At 62.6% G+C, this 16,257-nt stretch carries 17 protein-coding genes; 11 read left to right on the plus strand and 6 right to left on the minus strand.

Features of this window, described 5'->3' with window-relative positions; all coding sequences use genetic code 11:
• Nucleotides 1-331, plus strand: a 331-nt coding sequence (locus DMX12_RS14720; protein ID WP_305889561.1) for an IclR family transcriptional regulator C-terminal domain-containing protein, incomplete at its 5' end; no start/stop codon positions are given.
• 24 nt (nucleotides 332-355) lie between these two features.
• On the opposite strand, the gene DMX12_RS14725 is transcribed toward DMX12_RS14720, so the two are convergent.
• On the minus strand, nucleotides 356-2,206 hold the full coding sequence (locus DMX12_RS14725) for an ABC transporter ATP-binding protein (protein ID WP_110678291.1): 1,851 nt from the start codon (nucleotides 2,204-2,206) through the stop codon (nucleotides 356-358).
• Between the two features lie 391 nt (nucleotides 2,207-2,597).
• On the opposite strand from DMX12_RS14725, the gene dapA reads away from it, so the two are divergent.
• Both dapA and DMX12_RS14735 read left to right on the plus strand, forming a co-directional pair.
• A complete protein-coding gene (dapA, locus tag DMX12_RS14730; protein ID WP_110678293.1) occupies nucleotides 2,598-3,464 on the plus strand; it encodes a 4-hydroxy-tetrahydrodipicolinate synthase in 867 nt (288 codons plus the stop codon).
• 129 nt (nucleotides 3,465-3,593) lie between these two features.
• Nucleotides 3,594-4,487: a LysR substrate-binding domain-containing protein gene (locus tag DMX12_RS14735; RefSeq protein ID WP_110678295.1), complete on the plus strand. Its 894-nt coding sequence runs from the start codon at nucleotides 3,594-3,596 to the stop codon at nucleotides 4,485-4,487.
• 10 nt (nucleotides 4,488-4,497) lie between these two features.
• Here the strand turns inward: DMX12_RS14735 and DMX12_RS14740 are convergent, their stop codons facing one another.
• Nucleotides 4,498-5,367, minus strand: coding sequence for a DMT family transporter (locus DMX12_RS14740; protein WP_054904037.1), 870 nt, complete (start codon nucleotides 5,365-5,367; stop codon nucleotides 4,498-4,500).
• 122 nt (nucleotides 5,368-5,489) lie between these two features.
• Between DMX12_RS14740 and DMX12_RS14745 the strand changes: the two genes are divergently transcribed.
• From DMX12_RS14745 to DMX12_RS14760, 4 genes are all read left to right on the plus strand, one after another.
• Entirely contained in the window at nucleotides 5,490-6,872 is a 1,383-nt protein-coding gene (locus tag DMX12_RS14745) for a PLP-dependent aminotransferase family protein (RefSeq protein WP_110678297.1), read from the plus strand.
• A 159-nt stretch (nucleotides 6,873-7,031) separates the two neighbouring features.
• A complete protein-coding gene (gene chrA / locus DMX12_RS14750; RefSeq protein WP_110678299.1) occupies nucleotides 7,032-8,243 on the plus strand; it encodes a chromate efflux transporter in 1,212 nt (403 codons plus the stop codon).
• 124 nt (nucleotides 8,244-8,367) lie between these two features.
• Nucleotides 8,368-8,937 (plus strand): TetR/AcrR family transcriptional regulator, encoded by a 570-nt coding sequence (locus DMX12_RS14755; RefSeq protein ID WP_110678301.1) that lies wholly within the window; start codon nucleotides 8,368-8,370, stop codon nucleotides 8,935-8,937.
• A gap of 60 nt (nucleotides 8,938-8,997) precedes the next feature.
• Entirely contained in the window at nucleotides 8,998-9,474 is a 477-nt protein-coding gene (locus DMX12_RS14760) for a nuclear transport factor 2 family protein (protein WP_110678303.1), read from the plus strand.
• A 55-nt stretch (nucleotides 9,475-9,529) separates the two neighbouring features.
• On the opposite strand, the gene DMX12_RS14765 is transcribed toward DMX12_RS14760, so the two are convergent.
• Nucleotides 9,530-11,020 carry a PLP-dependent aminotransferase family protein gene (locus DMX12_RS14765; protein WP_110678305.1) on the minus strand — a complete coding sequence of 497 codons (1,491 nt, stop codon included), beginning with the start codon at nucleotides 11,018-11,020 and terminating at the stop codon, nucleotides 9,530-9,532.
• A 91-nt stretch (nucleotides 11,021-11,111) separates the two neighbouring features.
• Between DMX12_RS14765 and DMX12_RS14770 the strand changes: the two genes are divergently transcribed.
• From DMX12_RS14770 to DMX12_RS14780, 3 genes are read left to right on the plus strand one after another with little or no spacing between them, the layout of a single operon-like run.
• A complete protein-coding gene (locus DMX12_RS14770; protein WP_110678307.1) occupies nucleotides 11,112-11,594 on the plus strand; it encodes a GNAT family N-acetyltransferase in 483 nt (160 codons plus the stop codon).
• Between the two features lie 31 nt (nucleotides 11,595-11,625).
• Nucleotides 11,626-12,300, plus strand: a complete 675-nt coding sequence (locus tag DMX12_RS14775) for an FMN-dependent NADH-azoreductase (RefSeq protein ID WP_110678309.1) — start codon at nucleotides 11,626-11,628, stop codon at nucleotides 12,298-12,300.
• Nucleotides 12,297-12,746, plus strand: coding sequence for a carboxymuconolactone decarboxylase family protein (locus DMX12_RS14780; protein WP_110678311.1), 450 nt, complete (start codon nucleotides 12,297-12,299; stop codon nucleotides 12,744-12,746). Before DMX12_RS14775 ends, DMX12_RS14780 begins: the two co-directional genes overlap by 4 nt.
• 52 nt (nucleotides 12,747-12,798) lie before the next feature.
• Here the strand turns inward: DMX12_RS14780 and DMX12_RS14785 are convergent, their stop codons facing one another.
• The 3 genes from DMX12_RS14785 to DMX12_RS14795 are packed head-to-tail and all read right to left on the minus strand — an operon-like array spanning nucleotide 12,799 to nucleotide 14,950.
• Entirely contained in the window at nucleotides 12,799-13,269 is a 471-nt protein-coding gene (locus tag DMX12_RS14785) for an arsenate reductase ArsC (protein ID WP_110678312.1), read from the minus strand.
• A 28-nt stretch (nucleotides 13,270-13,297) separates the two neighbouring features.
• Nucleotides 13,298-14,581 carry an arsenic transporter gene (locus DMX12_RS14790; protein ID WP_110678314.1) on the minus strand — a complete coding sequence of 428 codons (1,284 nt, stop codon included), beginning with the start codon at nucleotides 14,579-14,581 and terminating at the stop codon, nucleotides 13,298-13,300.
• Nucleotides 14,582-14,602: 21 nt separating this feature from the next.
• A complete protein-coding gene (locus DMX12_RS14795; RefSeq protein ID WP_029885761.1) occupies nucleotides 14,603-14,950 on the minus strand; it encodes a metalloregulator ArsR/SmtB family transcription factor in 348 nt (115 codons plus the stop codon).
• 154 nt (nucleotides 14,951-15,104) lie between these two features.
• Here DMX12_RS14795 and DMX12_RS14800 point away from each other — a divergent pair, with 154 nt between their 5' ends.
• Nucleotides 15,105-16,238 (plus strand): aminotransferase class V-fold PLP-dependent enzyme, encoded by a 1,134-nt coding sequence (locus DMX12_RS14800; protein ID WP_110678316.1) that lies wholly within the window; start codon nucleotides 15,105-15,107, stop codon nucleotides 16,236-16,238.
• Nucleotides 16,239-16,257: the final 19 nt, after the last annotated feature.

A 16,257-nucleotide genomic window follows, 5' to 3' on the forward strand; every position in this document is an offset into this window, starting at 1 on the left:
GGTGTGGCTGGCCTGGCTGGGGGAGGGCGCGCAGGCTGAATACTTTGCGCGCAACGCGTTGCAGGCGTTGACGCCGTATACGCAGACTGACCCTGTGCTGCTGCAGGCCGAGCTGCAGCGGGTGAAGGCACAAGGGTTCTGCATTGTCGACCAGGAATATGAAATCGGCATGCGCGTGCTGGGTGTGCCGTTGCTGGATCGCGCCGGCCAGTTGCAGGCGACGCTGACCATTACCACCCATGCCTCACGCTTGAGCATGGATGAAATCCGCTTGCGCTATCTACCGGCATTGTACGAGGCCCAAGCATTGTTGCGGCCGGTGCTGGGTTGAGCCCAGCACCGCAGGCCGCCGGTTCTACAGGGCGTCGGCCATAGCTTGGTCTTCGCCCAGGAAGCCGCCACTCTGGTGCTGCCACAGCCGCGCGTAAGTCCCTTGTTTGGCCAGCAGTTCGGCGTGAGTGCCTTGCTCGATGATGCGCCCCTCGTCCATCACGATCAGCCGGTCCATGGCCGCGATCGTCGACAAGCGGTGGGCAATGGCGATGACCGTCTTGCCCTGCATCATTTCATCCAGGCTCTCCTGAATCGCCACTTCCACTTCCGAGTCCAGCGCACTGGTGGCTTCGTCCAGCAGCAGGATGGGGGCGTTCTTCAACATCACCCGGGCAATGGCAATGCGCTGGCGCTGACCACCAGACAGCTTGATGCCGCGCTCGCCCACCAACGTGTCGTAACCACTGTTGCCCTGGCGGTCGCTGAGCTGGTCGATGAACCCGTCGGCCTGGGCATTGGCTGCGGCGGCGCGGATCTGCGCGTCGGTCGCATCCGGGCGGCCATAGGCAATGTTGTCGCGAATCGAGCGGTGCAGCAGTGAGGTGTCCTGGGTGACCATGCCGATGGCACTGCGCAGGCTGTCCTGGGTGACCTTGGCAATGTTCTGCCCGTCGATGCGGATTTCACCTTGGTCCACGTCATAGAAGCGCAGCAACAGGTTGATCAAGGTGGACTTGCCGGCACCCGAGCGCCCCACCAGGCCGACTTTCTCGCCGGGGCGTATGTGCAGGGTCAAGTCGTTGAGCACCTGGCGCTCGCCGTTGTAGTTGAAACTGACCTGGTCAAAACTGACCGCGCCACCTTTGCTCACCAGCGTGGTCGCATCCGCTGCATCCTGCACCTTGGGGCCGCGGGTCAGGGTGCCCATGCCGTCCTGTACGGTACCGATGTTCTCGAACAGCGAAGTGATCTCCCACATGATCCAGTGCGACATGCCGTTGATCCGCAGGGCCATGGCAGTGATCGCGGCTACCGCACCGGCGCCGACCTGGCCCTGGTGCCACAGCCACAGTGCATAACCGCCGGCGCCCATGATCAAGGCTACGACCAGCGCCTGGTTGACGATTTCGAACAGGCTGACCAGGCGCATCTGGCGAAAGCCGGTCTGCTTGAAATCCTCCATGGCGGCACGCGCGAAATGCGCTTCACGGTTTGAATGTGAGAACAGTTTCACCGTGGTGATGTTGGTGTAGGCGTCGGAAACCCGCCCGGTCATCGACGAGCGGGCGTTGGCCTGTTCCTGCCCGACCTTGCCCAGGCGGGGGACGAAATACAGCATGGCCAGGCCGAACAACAGCACCCAGGCAATGAAGGGCAGCATCAGTTTCAGGGCAAAACCACCGGCCAGGGCGATGATCGCGATGAAGTACACGCCGATCCCGGGCAGGATCTCGATAAGGGTGAACAACACGTCGCGTACTGCCAGTGCTGTCTGCATCACCTTGGTGGTGACCCGGCCAGAAAATTCGTCGGAGAAGAACGACAAGCTCTGGCGCAGCATCAGCCGATGGAAGTCCCAGCGCAACCGTAGCGGCAAATTGATTGCCAGCACCTGGTGCTGCACCATGGTGCGCAAGGCCACCAGCCCGACGCTGACCACCAGCACGATACCGATGCCCCACAGCACGCGGCTTTCCTCGGGGCTGACGGTGCTGCCCGCCTGCCAGGCGGCCAGCAGGTCCACTACCTGGCCAAGGAAGGCGAACAGCCAGGCCTCATAGACCGATACCCCGGCACTGAGCAATGCCAGCACCAGGATGTAACCACGGGCGCCGCGCGTACAGGCCCACATGAAGCGCAACAGCCCCATGGGCGGCGGCGGCACCTCGTCGGGCGGGAAGGGGTCGAGCCTGCGCTCAAAAATACGAAGCATGCTTGTCTCCGGGCATCTGCTTTGGCGTAACCGGTAACCATACAGCACTGGGCGCAATCCGCCTGCCAATAGACACCTGCGGCGCACATTCGATCAAGCCGGCGGGCTTGACAGGTGTCTGCTTCCCCTACCATTATCCAGCCATCTCCACGCAACGGGCTTGCCAGCATGTCCATGACAAACCACGCCATCTTCGCTTCGGGCTTCAATGCCCAGGCTGGTGCGTGCGTTGCCGTTGCCAAGAAATCCAAGAAACAGCCGCTCATCTGACCGAGGCGCGCTGTCTCGTCAGGTGGGCTGACGAGACAGAAGGCGCCAGGCAACCCCGCCCGACTTCCTCCACTCTTCGCCCTGCTGACGCTGACTTTCGGTCAACATCAGGAGTTTTTGCATGTCGAATTTCCGTGGTATCTGGATCGCCCTCGTCACGCCCATGCGCGCGAATGAAATCGACTTCGCCGGGCTGGAAAAGCTGGTGAAGCATTTGCTCGAAGAGGGCGTGGCCGGTTTTGTGGTGTGCGGTACTACGGGCGAGGCTGCGGCGCTGTCCAAGGCCGAGCAACTGGCGGTGCTGGATGCCGTGCTGGGCTGGGTGGAGCCGGGCAGGGTGGTGATGGGGTTGTCGGGTTACAACCTGGATGAACTGCTGGCCTTCCAGGCGCAGGTCCAGCAGCGGCCGCTGGGCGGGCTGCTGGTTCCCGCACCGTGCTATATCCGCCCTTCGCAAGCGGGTATCGAAGCCTTCTTCCGCACCGTCGCCGATGCAGCCCGCGTGCCGGTGATCGTCTACGACATACCTTACCGTACCGGCGTACGCATCGAGCAGGATACCCTGCTGCGTATCGTGCGCCACCCGCGCATTGCTGCGGTCAAGGACTGCAGTGGCGACCTGGAAACCACCCTGGCGCTGATCCAGGACGGTAACGCCCAGGTGCTGGCCGGTGAAGACCTGCAGATCTTCAACAACCTGTGCCTGGGGGGCGCGGGGGCCATTTCGGCTTCGGCGCATGTGCGTGCGGACCTTTACGTGCGCATGCTGCGCCAGGTGGACGCAGGTGACTGGGCGGCGGCGCGCGGCACTTTCTACCAACTGCTGCCATGGCTGAAAATGGCCTTTGCCGAGCCCAACCCGGCTGTGGTCAAGGCGGCATTGATGCTGCAGAACCTGATTGGCGATGAGGTGCGCGCCCCTATGCAGGCGTGCACGGCGGCGACCCGGGGCAAGCTGCAAGAGGTGCTGGCCGCACTCGGCGCCTGAGCCAGGGTATCTTCACGGGGGCACGGGGAGTAGCATCGGCCCCATGCGCCTTCACAGCGTCCAGGTTTTCGACCTGGAGGCAGTGTCAGAAGGCATCACGCCCCTCGACCCGGTAGCCTTGCCACAGCCATGCCAGACGGTTTCCCAGCGTTGCCCTCGCTTAACGCGCTACGTGTTTTTGAAGTGGTCGCCCGCCACCTGAACTTCCGGCTGGCGGCCGAGGAGCTGGGCGTGACCCAGGCCGCTGTTGCGCAACAGGTACGCGGGCTGGAAGCGAGCCTTGGCCTGCGCCTGTTCGAGCGCCTGCCCCGCGGCCTGGCGCTGACCGATGCGGGCTTGGGCTACAGCGCCAGCATCCGCAACGCCCTGGCCATGATCGATGAGGCGACGCGCCTGCTCCGGCCACAGGCTGCCCACTTGACGGTCAGCGTGACCCCGACCTTTGCCTCGAAATGGCTGATACCCCGGCTCGGCGCGTTTGCCCAGCGCCACCCCGACATCGATTTGCGGGTGTTGGCGACCGATCGGTTGTCGCACTTCGGCACTGACAGCGTGGATGTTGCCGTGCGCTACGGCAACCCGGACGTCGGCGCGGGGCTGAACAGTGAACGTTTGATGGAGCAGCGGATTGTCGCGGTAGCCAGCCCGGCCCTGTTCAAGGGGGCCCACGCGCCCACTAGCTTCGCGCAATTGCAAGCGTTCGTCATGCTGCACGACGCCCACGATTTCTGGCCCAGGTTCCTGGCCGAGTTGTTCCCCCAGCACGGTCAACCCAGCGCCCGGAATCTGCGCTTCAACCAGACCTCGCTGGCTATCGACGCCGCCCTCAGCGGGCAGGGCATTGCCTTGGCCAGCCTGGCCTTTGTCAACGAGGACATCGCCGCTGGCAGGCTGAGCCAGGTGTTCGACCATGAATTGCGGCTCGACAAGTCGTTCTACCTGGTATGGCCACGCAAGCTGCAGCAACCCAAGGCGCTTGGTACCGTGCTGCAATGGCTCAAGGACCAGGCCGGCCCTCGCTGAGCCGGTTCGGCTAGTGGGCGTACTTCCTTGCCCCGGCCACACACATCACCGCCCCCAGCGTGACCACCAGCATCATCCAGCTGACGTGTTCGTGCAGCAACAAGGCTGCCAGGCCAAGCCCCATGAAGGGTTGCAGCAGTTGCAGTTGGCCCACGGCCGCAATGCCACCCTGCACCAGCCCCCGGTACCAGAACACGAAGCCGATCAGCATGCTGAACAGGGACACGTAGCCAAAGCTGAACCATGCAGGGGCGCCTGCCCTGGCCAACACATCCGCGGTTGGCAGGTTGGCGATGGTCAGCAGCAGCATCAGCGGCAGCGCCACGATCAAGGCCCAGCTGATCACCTGCCAGCCCCCCAGCCTTCTGGAAAGGCGCGCGCCCTCGGCATAACCCAACCCGCAAACCAGCACCGCCGCCAACATCAGCAGGTCACCGCTTGCCGACGCTTCGGCGCCATTGAGCAATGCGTAGCCTGCGACCAGCCCGGCACCTGCAAACGAGAACAGCCAGAACAACGGCCGCGGCCGCTCCCCGCCACGCAGTACGGCAAACCCGGCGGTGCACAGGGGTAAAAGCCCCACGAACACGATGGAGTGGGCAGAACTGATGTGCTGCAGGGCCAATGCCGTCAGTAGCGGAAACCCGATCACCACGCCCAGTGCGGTCACGGCCAACGGCAGCAAGTCAGCGCGTTGCGGGCGAGGCTGCCTCAGCAAGATCAGTACAAGCGCACCCAGCAGGCCGGCGATGGACGCCCTGGCGCAGGTCAGGAAGGTGGGCTCGAAAGCTGCCACAGCCACCCGCGTTGCCGGTAACGAGCCAGCAAAGATGGCGACGCCGATAAACCCGTTGATCCACCCGCTTGTTGTTTTTTCCATGGCCATACCCTTCGTTCATCCAGGCCCCAGTACAGCACCGACAACACGAGGAAGGCCATGTACAATCCAGTACAGTTGAACCGAACTGTTATGCCTATGAAACCAGTACAGTCGAGGGTGTGATGAGCCGGAACGGAACGCGGATTGATGCGGTGATGGGCGAAATAAAATCGCGGATAGCCTCGCGAACCTATACCCCTGGTGCCAGAATCCCCTCGGTGCGGGCCATGGCGCGGGCCCTGCAGGTGTCGGTGTCTACCGTGCTGGAAGCCTATGAACGGTTGATGGCCGAGGGGCTGCTCAATTCTCGCCCGGGCTCCGGCTTTTACGTCGCCGGGCCGGTCGCGCCATTGGTGCTGACCGAACTGGCGCCCAGGCTCGACCGGGAAGTGGACCCGTTATGGATCTCGCGCCAGTCCTTGGAAACTGCCAGCGACGCGATGAAACCGGGGTGTGGCTGGCTGCCTGCCGCCTGGATGTACGAGGCGGGCATGCGCAAAGCGTTGCGCACCCTGGCGCGTTCCGACACCGTGAAGCTGACCGACTACGCCTCACCGCTTGGGCATCCGCCGCTCAGGCAGTTCTTGTCGCGGCGTTTGGCGGGGACCGGGATCGAAGCCCCGGCAGACCACATCATGCTCACCGAGTCCGGCACCCATGCCATTGACCTGATTTGCCGCTTTCTGCTGCAGTCTGGTGACACGGTGCTGGTCGACGACCCGTGCTATTTCAATTTCCACGCCCTGCTCAAGGCGCACAGGGTGAACATCGTCAGTGTGCCCTACACGCCGGCAGGCCCGGACATCGAGGCGTTCGGTGCTGCCTTGCGTGAGCATGCGCCACGGTTGTACATCACCAATGCCGGCATTCACAACCCGACCGGCGCCAGCCTGTCGCCGGTCACGGCACACCGGCTGCTGAAGTTGGCCGACAGCTCCAGCCTGGTGATCGTGGAGGACGAGATTTTCGCGGATTTCGAGGCCACACCGGCGCCTCGCCTGGCGGCCTTCGACGGGCTTTCGCGGGTCATCCAGATCGGCAGCTTTTCCAAGACCATCTCCGCCTCCATTCGCTGCGGCTACATTGCTGCGCGTGGTGAATGGATCGAGAGCTTGGTCGATCTGAAGATTGCCACCACCTTCGGCGGTGGCCGCCTTGGTGCAGACATCATTTACCAGGCCATTACCGACAGTGGCTACCGCAAACACATGGAGGGTGTTCGCCAGCGCCTGGCCCAGGCAATGACCACAACGGTCGCCAGGCTGCGCGCCCTGGGCACCGAGCCTTGGATAACGCCCCAGGCAGGCATGTACGTGTGGTGCCAGTTGCCCCACGGTAAAGATGCCGCCACGCTGGCCAAGGCCTGCTTGAGCGAAGGCGTGGTGCTGGCCCCTGGCAATGCATTCAGCCAAGCCGGTACTGCCGGTGATTTCCTGCGTTTCAACGTGGCCCAATGTGCAGATGACAGAATCTGGGAAGTGTTGGCGCGGGCGTTGCGCGGTTGAGAGGTCTAGGGCCCGGCGCCATCCCCGTTGCCCGGCCGGGCGGTGACCCGTAAGGTTCAGTGGCATCTGCTTCAGCAGGTGGCAATGCCAGGTTCATGCTGTGGCGTTCGGATTTTGGATTATCGTTTGGCGCAATCGCCAGTCACGGATCAAACGAATATGAGCGATACCCCCCAGGCCGGCCGTAGTTACTGGGCAGTTTTCCTGATTTTTTTGCGATTGGGCCTGACTTCGTTTGGCGGCCCCATCGCACACTTGGCTTATTTCCGGGATGAATTCGTTGTGCGTCGACAGTGGCTAAGCGCGCGCAGTTATGCGGATTTGGTCGCCCTTTGCCAGTTTCTGCCCGGGCCTGCAAGCAGTCAGGTCGGCATCGCGCTTGGGCTGAGCCGCTTGGGCTATGGCGGTGCACTGGTTGCCTGGCTGGGCTTCACCCTACCATCGGCGATTGCCTTGATCCTCTTCGCTCAGGGCCTGGCCTGCTATGGCGATGCGGTGCCCACTGGCGTGTTGCACGGTTTGAAGGTGGTGGCGGTGGCGGTAGTCGCACAGGCGGTATGGGGTATGGCGCGTAATGCGTGCACCGATGCACCGCGCATGGCCATCATGGCGGCAGCGACCTGTTTCGTGCTGCTGCTGCCTTCGGCCTTAGGGCAAGTGGGCGTCATTGGCGTTGCCGCACTCATCGGTCTATTGCTGTTCAAGCCCCAGCCGGGGGCATGCCATGATTCACTGCCCATCAGCATTCGCCGTTGCGCAGGCTTATGTTGGCTGGCCTTGTTCTTGACCTTGCTGCTGGGGCTGCCGCTGCTGGCAACGTTATTCCCCGGCCAGACGCTGTCGATGCTGGACGCGTTCTACCGTTCCGGCTCGCTGGTCTTCGGTGGCGGGCATGTGGTGCTGCCGCTATTGGAGGCGCAAGTCGTGCCATCTGGGTGGGTCGACAAAGACGCATTCCTGGCTGGCTATGGCGCGGCTCAAGCCGTCCCAGGGCCGCTTTTCACCTTCGCAGCCTACCTCGGCGCCTCAATGAACCAGGCGCCCAGCGGCTGGCTGGGGGGCCTGATCTGCCTGGTGGCGATTTTCGCGCCTGCGTTCCTGCTGGTTGTGGGTGTTTTGCCGTTCTGGCAGCGGCTGCTGCGCAACAGCCGCACCCAAGCGGCACTGCTGGGCATCAATGCGGCAGTGGTGGGGTTATTGCTTGCCGCCTTGTATCAGCCCGTATGGACGAGTGCGATTCGCGCCCCACATGACGCTGGCCTGGCCCTTCTGGCGCTGGTTGCCTTGATGTTCTGGAAATTGCCGCCGTGGCTGGTTGTACTCTGCAGCGGCGGCCTGGGCTGGCTGTTGGATATCGCCCTGACAGGCTAATTACTGATGTCTGCAATCGCGGGGTGGATTGCCCGGAGCGTTGCGTCACTGCCACCGCAGCCCTGAAAACATAAATCACCGAAAGGTGCTTGACCGGAGAGAACGATCGTTCTACATTCGTCCCATGAGCAGACCAACGATAGATCACAGAGACCAGATCCTGGCCACCGCCGAGAAACTCATCTACGAAAACGGGATTCATGCCACGGGTATGGATTTACTGGTGAAAACTTCAGGCGTGTCGAGAAAGGGCATCTACAACCACTTCGCTACCAAAGATGATATTGCCGCTGCGGCCTTGGGGGCCCGCGACGTACGCTGGATGCAGTGGTTCAGGACTGAATGCGATAAAGCAGCCACGCCATACGCTCGCATACTGAACATGTTCACTGTGTTGAAAGGCTGGTTCGAGTCGGATGGTTTTCGCGGTTGTGCATTCATCAACACGGCAGGCGAGGTCGGGGACCCTGAAGATCCCATTCGCCAGATCGCCAAGTTGCACAAGCAGAAACTCTTGGACTACACGCTTGAACTGGCTGAGCAATTGAATGTTCGGCACCCGCCGGTCTTGGCCCGGCAGTTGTTTGTCCTGATCGAAGGCGCGATCACCATGGCGCGTGTCATGGGGGATTATCACGCTGCTGATGATGCCAAGGAAGTTGCGCAACTTTTGCTGAAAGAGTTTGCGCCCTGACGTTTGAATGCCTGAAGTTGTAATCACACTTTGCTGCCCAACTTGACTGGAGTCATTACCATGTCCAACGCCCAAACTCGCCCGCCACTTCCACCTTTTACCCGTGAAACAGCCATCGAGAAAGTTCGACTTGCTGAAGATGGCTGGAACAGCCGCGACGCGGAAAAAGTCTCGCACGCCTATACGCTGGATACCCAATGGCGTAACCGCGTTGAGTTCGCCACCAACCGCGAAGAAGCGAAAGGTTTCCTGACCCGCAAGTGGAAAAAAGAGCTGGATTACCGTCTGATCAAAGAGCTCTGGGCGTTTACCGATAACCGCATCGCCGTGCGTTACGCTTACGAGTGGCATGATGATTCCGGTAACTGGTTTCGCTCCTACGGTAATGAGAACTGGGAATTCGAAGCGGATGGCCTGATGCACCGTCGCTTCGCCTGCGTTAACGATATGCCTATCAAGGAAAGCGAGCGCAAGTTCCACTGGCCGTTGGGCCGCCGTCCGGATGACCACCCTGGGCTGAGCGAGCTCGGGCTGTAAGTGATCTTCCGCCTGAGCGTCTTCGTTGGCGAGCTAGCCCTGCCTACAGAACGCATCAGGGCTCACGGTTGTTTGCCAGAAGATTTGCAGCCGGTGCGAGGGGCCGCGGCGAGTGGCTGAGCTTCTCGCTGATCAATGCGCCGAGCTGCTCAGCCTGGGCAGCGCTGGCGCAATTGGTGAAGCTCAGCAGCAGCCCTGAACGGCGGGGAAGCGCCAGATGCCAGCGCGACAGGGCCTGTACCGCGATCCCCTTGGCCAGCAATTGCTCCGCCAGGAACGTGTCGCTTACCCCCTGCGGCAGGCGCAGCAGCAAATGCATGCCGCCTGGGGACCGCTCGACATGCCAACCTTTGGGCAAGCTCCGCTCCAGTGCGCCGAGGGTCAAGGCCCGGCGTTCGTTGTAGAGCCGGCGCATGCGTTGGATATGACGGGTGAAATGGCCCTCGGCAATGAACTGCGCCACCAAGGCCTGGGTCATCGAGGGTGAACCGCCGGAAAACAGTGCGTGGGCGACCCGCTCGAACGCTGCAACCTGAGCCAGGGGCACCACCAGGTAGGCCAGGCGGATACCGGGGAACAGCACTTTGCTGAAGGTGCCCGCATACAGCACCCGCCCATTGCGATCCAGGCTGGCAAGCGGCGGGAGCGGGCGGCTGACATAGCGGTACTCGCTGTCGTAGTCGTCCTCCACGATCCAGGCCCCGGTGCTGGCGGCCCAGTCCAGCAGCAGTTGCCGTCGCGGCAGCGACAAGGCCATGGACAGGGGGCTCTGATGGCCCGGTGTGACCATGGCGACCTGCGCCGCCCTGGCGTTGGCGATAGCCTGCTCGACATTCATGCCCTCGGCATCCACTGCCACCCCCTCCAGTTCAAGCCCGAATTGGCGAAGTACCTGGCGCGTGACCGGATAACCCGGGTCTTCAACCCAGGCGCGCTCGCCGTTGCGCAACAACGTCTGCGCTACCAGCGACAGGCTGCTGCGCCAACCGCTGGTGATGAACACCTGCTGGGCCGTGCAAGCGATGCCCCGTGACATCTGCAGGTACGAGGCAATCGCGCTGCGCAGTGCTGGCAGCCCAAGGGGCGGCGGGTAGTCCAGGTCACCCGGCTGCATCCCGCGCAGGTAGCGAGCACCCAGGCGCGCCCAGATCTTGCGCGGGAAGGCATCCATCGCCGGCAAACCCATTTGAAATGGCAAAAGCTGTGGCGGGCGCCGCAGGGCGTCCGGGTCCTCGGGACCATCACTGGCCGGGGGCTGCGCTGTCGCCGCGGCTGCGGGCGGGCGCAGCGCAGGGTTGACCACGGTGCCTTTCTGCTTCAGCGCCAGCAGGTAGCCCTCACTGGTGAGCAACGAATAGGCAAGCTCGACGGTGCCACGTGCCACCCCCAGCTCATTGGCCATGGCCCGCGCAGACGGCAAGCGGTCACCCGGCGCCAAGGTGCCTGCTGCTATCGCGGCGAGCACACGGTTGTAGAGTTGCCGGTAGAGCGGCGCGGCGGAGCGCTCATCGAGCGGTGCGAAGGATGGAGAAGAAAACGTCATCATGGCCTAGTTCATATACCCTTTCTTGGCTCATTCAAATGGGTTGAACGTGGTTCATCATAGCCCCGTCACCCATCGAGCGAGCTTTGCCACCATGACGTTCACCCCGACCCCCTCAGTACCGCGCGAGCCTGACCTGGCTGATTCGGACCTGCGCCATCTGGACGGCGAGAATGACCTGCATCTCGCGTTCCCGGTCATGCAGCAACTGCGCCCGCACCTGGCTGGCGAGGCCGACTTCATCGGCCGCGTCCAGCGTATGCGCGCTGAAGGCTATCGGCTGCTCGGGGGCTTCGACTCAGGCCAACTCGTGGCGCTGGCAGGTTACCGCCTTCAGGAAAACCTGGTCTACGGGCGGTTCCTGTATGTGGACGACCTGGTCACCGCCGAAACGCAGCGTGGCCAGCAGTGGGGCGCACGATTGCTGGCTGCCTTGCAGCGGTTGGCCCAGGCCACGGGGTGTGCGCGCCTTGTGCTCGATACCGGGTTGGCCAATACCCGCGCCCAACACTTCTATTCCCGTGAAGGCCTGCACAACAGTGCCACGCGCTTCCAAAAACAGTTCGCTGCGCCTTGAGCGGCAGCACGTCTCTCATAGAGGTAACTTCATGACGTCGTCAGAGCAGCCCAGGGCGCCTTTGCGCATTCTTCGCCTGATCGCCAGCCCGAACGGTCAGGCATCAGAAAGCTTCAAACTGTCCCAGCACATTCTGCTCGGCTTGGCCGTGCAGGCTGGCAGGCGCGGTATCCAGGTCACCGATTTCGACCTCAATGACCTGGCGCCGGTCGACGCCGGGTATGCCCAGGCCCTGGCCAACCTGGGAGGGCCTGAAGCCGTAGCGCAAGACGGCACATTGAACCGTTCCGACGAACTGATTGGCCAGTTGCAGGCCTGCGACCTGCTGCTGATTGCCACGCCAATGCATAACTACAGCGTGCCAGCACCGCTCAAGGCCTGGATCGATCACGTGGTACGGGTCGGCATCACGTTCCTGAGCACCGCGGCAGGCAAGGTGGGCACGGTGGTGGATCGGCCGGTTTATGTGGCCGTAGCCTCCGGGGGCTACATCAGCGGGCCGAATGCCCGCCAACCCGACTTTCTCCGGCCATACCTGTCCGCCGTACTTGCCACGATTGGCCTAAAGCAGGTCAATTACTTCACCCTCGAGGGCACCGCCAGAGGGGCGGAGTTTCTGCAAGCGGCCAGGGCTGCTGCACAGGCTGAAGTGCAAGGGTTCTTCGCCGCGTCTTCCAAGCCGCTACCGCAGGGGCAACACGCATGAGTCGTCTGAACTGGTTTACCGCCTCGCCTGGGGCCGCCAAAGCCCTCACTGGGTTACATCAGTTCGTGACAACGCAGACCGATCTACCGGCACCCTTGATTCATCTGGTTTTTCTGCGGGTGTCTCAACTCAACGGTTGTGCGCACTGTATTGACCTGCATTCGCGTGATCTGCTCAAGACGGGCATGTCGGTGGATAAACTGCTGTTGGTGCCGGTCTGGCATGAAGCGCACTACCTGTTCTCGGCGCAGGAGCGCTCGGCCCTGGCCTGGGCAGAGGAAGTGACCCGGGTCAGTGAGACGCATGTATCGGATGAGGCCTACGCCGCCGCGTCGGCCGCGTTCACAGAAAAAGATTTGGTCGAGCTCACCGCGGCCATTGCCGCGATGAACGCGTTCAACCGCATGGGTGTCAGCTTCCGCTTGCGACCGGCCGCGAAAGCATGAGGGTTGGTGGCAGGGGTTCAGGCCTGTAGCGGCGACCTCCTGCCCGTGATGCTTAAAGCGTACCGATGCGAGCCAGCGCTTGCTGGAGCTGATCGCGTTGCAGCGTGTCGAAGGGCAGGGCGAAGAATGCTTCGCAACGGGCTGTTATCCGCGCCAGGGTGGAGTGGAAAGCCGCGTCGACGGTCGCTGCATCGCCCTCTACATCGGACGGGTCCTCCAGGCCCCAGTGCGCCTTCAGTGCCGTGCCGAAGTACACCGGGCAGGCTTCGCCGGCGGCCTTGTCGCACACGGTGACCACGATGTCGGGCGGGCACCCCTCGAATGCCTCGTTACCCTTGCTGCTCAGGCCCTGGGTCGAAATCCCGGCCTGCTGCAGGATGGTCAGGCTGCGAGGCAACACCTGGCCCTTGGGAAAACTGCCGGCACTGACGGCTTCAAAGCCGTCAGGCGCCAGGTGATTGAACACGGCCTCGGAAAGGATGCTGCGGCAGCTGTTGGCCGTGCACATGAACAGAACTCGCATGGGGGCTCCTCCGCTTGTTGGCGGACTATCAGAGGCTAAGGCGCAGTGCCAAAGCCGAAAGGGTGATCAACAGCACGGGCAGGGTCAGCAAAATGCCGACCTTGAAGTAGTAACCCCAGGTTATCCGCACGCCTTTGCGCGCCAGCACATGCAGCCAGAGCAGTGTTGCCAGGCTGCCGATAGGGGTGATTTTCGGGCCCAGGTCGCAGCCAATCACATTGGCGTAGATCATCGCCTCGCGCACCAGGCCTTGCGCTTCGCTGGCCTGGATCGACAACGCGCCGACCAGCACGCTGGGCATGTTGTTCATGACCGAAGACAGCAACGCTGCGATCAATCCAGTGCCCAGGGTGGCACTCCACAGCCCTTGTTGCGCCAGGCGGTCGAGCAGTTGGGTGAGCATGTCGGTCAGGCCGGCATTTTTCAGCCCGTAGACCACCAAGTACATGCCGAGCGAGAAAATCACCACCTGCCAGGGGGCCTCGCGCAGCACGCGGCGGGTCGCAATGCGCTGCCCGCGCGCGGCGACCGCGAACAGTAGGGCGGCACACACGGCTGCCACTGCACTGATCGGGATACCCAGTGGCTCAAGGGCGAACAGGCCCACCAGCAACGCCAGCAACACCCAACCCCCGACCGTGAAGGTGGCACGGTCGTGGATCGCTTCGCCGGGCGTTTTCAGGGCTGCAACGGTGTAGTGCTGCGGTATGTCACGGCGAAAGTACAACGACAGTACCAGCAGCGTCGCGGCGACGCTGGCCAGGTTCACCGGCACCATCACCGAAGCGTACTCGGCGAAGCCCAACCCGAAGTAATCGGCCGAAACGATGTTCACCAGGTTGGAGACAACCAGCGGTAGGCTGGCGGTATCGGCGATAAAGCCGGCGGCCATGACGAAAGCCAGCGTCGCAGCCGGCGAGAAACGCAGGGCCAGCAGCATCGACATGACGATGGGGGTGAGGATCAGCGCCGCACCGTCGTTGGCGAACAATGCCGACACGGCAGCACCGAGGAGTATGCAGAAGGCGAACAGGCGGTAGCCGCTGCCATTGGCCCAGCGCGCCACATGCAGGGCTGCCCATTCGAAAAACCCAGCTTCGTCGAGCAGCAGGCTGATGATGATGACGGCGATGAACGTGAACGTGGCGTTCCAGACAATGCCCCAGACCGCCGGGATGTCGTGCAGCGAAACGGCACCTGTGGCAAGGGCGATGACCGCGCCGAGCGCGGCGCTCCAGCCAACGCCAAGCCCTTTGGGCTGCCAGATGACCAGGGTAAGGGTGAAAACGAAGACTGCAATGGCGACCAGCATAGGGTTCTTTCTCGTTGTTGATCAGCAGCAGGCAGAGCCCCGGACAGGGCGGCCATCCATGTTCTGCAGGCGTTGGGTGTTGTGTGCCAACCATTGCTCGTTGGCCTGTAGCGTCGCCTGCAGAACCGCGTTGACCCAAGTGGGCAGGTCCGGGTTGAGGCGGTAATACACCCATTGCCCCTGGCGTCGGTCCAGCAACAGGCCACTGCTGCGTAGCTGGGCCAGGTGGCGGCTTATCTTCGGCTGGCTGTCGTTCAGCGCGCACATCAACTCGCAGACGCAAAGTTCACCCAGGCTGGCGATCAGCAGGGTGGCGCGGGCTCGGGTTTCGTCGGCCAGGCATTTGAACACTTCAGGTGGGGTAATCATGGCAGTGTCTTTACATATGGAAATCCGAATATACGTATTTCCATATGTGTTGTCCAAGCGGATTTGTGATCTGCCGCCGCGGCCGCGCCTTGTCATTTGCCGGGGCTTGAGGCAGGGTCGAGGGCAATGACGTCCCTGCCAAAGGAGCCAGCCCATGTCAAAGCTTTATCCCAGTGTCGACCCCGAGGGTTTGATCGAGTACTCGGTGGTGTACACCGACCGCTCCCTAAACCATATGTCACAGGCATTTCAGGGCGTGATGAAGAACATCTCCGGCACCTTGAAACAGGTCTACAACGCCCAGGGTGTGGCTGTGGTGCCGGGCAGTGGCACGTTTGGCATGGAAGCGGTGGCGCGGCAGTTCGCCACTGGCCAGCAGTGCCTGGTGATCCGCAACGGCTGGTTCAGTTATCGCTGGAGCCAGATTCTCGAGATGGGCAACATTCCGGCGGCTACCACGGTGCTGAAAGCCAGGCCGGTGGAAACCGGGCGCCAGGCGGCCTATGCGCCACCGCCGCTGGATGAAGTGCTGGCGGCGATTGCGGCACACAAACCGCAGGTGGTCTTTGCCCCGCATGTCGAAACGTCATCCGGGATCATGCTGCCCGACGATTACCTGCGCGCGGTGGGTGAGGCCGTGCATGCAGTAGGCGGCTTGTTCGTGCTGGACTGCATCGCCTCCGGCGCGGTGTGGGTCGATATGCACACATGCGCCGTCGACCTGCTGCTCAGCGCGCCGCAGAAGGGCTGGAGTGCTTCCCCATGCTGCGCCCTGGTGATGTTCAGTGCCCTGGCCCTGCAACGCATCGAGCAGACACAGAGCAGCAGTTTTGCCTGCGACCTGAAAAAGTGGCTGCAGATCATGCAGGCTTATGAGCAGGGCGGGCATGCCTACCACGCGACCATGCCTAGCGATGCACTGGCAAGGTTCAACGGCGTGATGAACGAGATGCGCGCCTACGGCTTCGACGCACTGCGGGCCGAGCAACAGGCCCTCGGCAAGCGGGTGCGCGCCCTGTTGGCCGGCAAAGGCATCAAGAGCGTGGCTGCCAGCGGTTTCCAGGCCCCGGGTGTAGTGGTGAGCTACACCGATGATGCCGCCATCAAGAACGGCAGCAAATTTGCCGACCACGGGCTGCAGATCGCCGCTGGGGTGCCGCTGCAGTGCGATGAGCCGGCAGATTTCCAGACTTTCCGCATTGGCCTGTTCGGGCTGGAAAAGCTGCAGCATATCGAGCGCACCGTCAGCACGCTGGAGCAGGCGCTGGAAGAGGTGCTGGCGGAATAAGGGTTCCCGCCCACCCTTG

The organism is Pseudomonas sp. MB-090624, from assembly GCF_003205245.1.
In the GTDB taxonomy this organism is placed as follows: domain Bacteria; phylum Pseudomonadota; class Gammaproteobacteria; order Pseudomonadales; family Pseudomonadaceae; genus Aquipseudomonas; species Aquipseudomonas juntendi.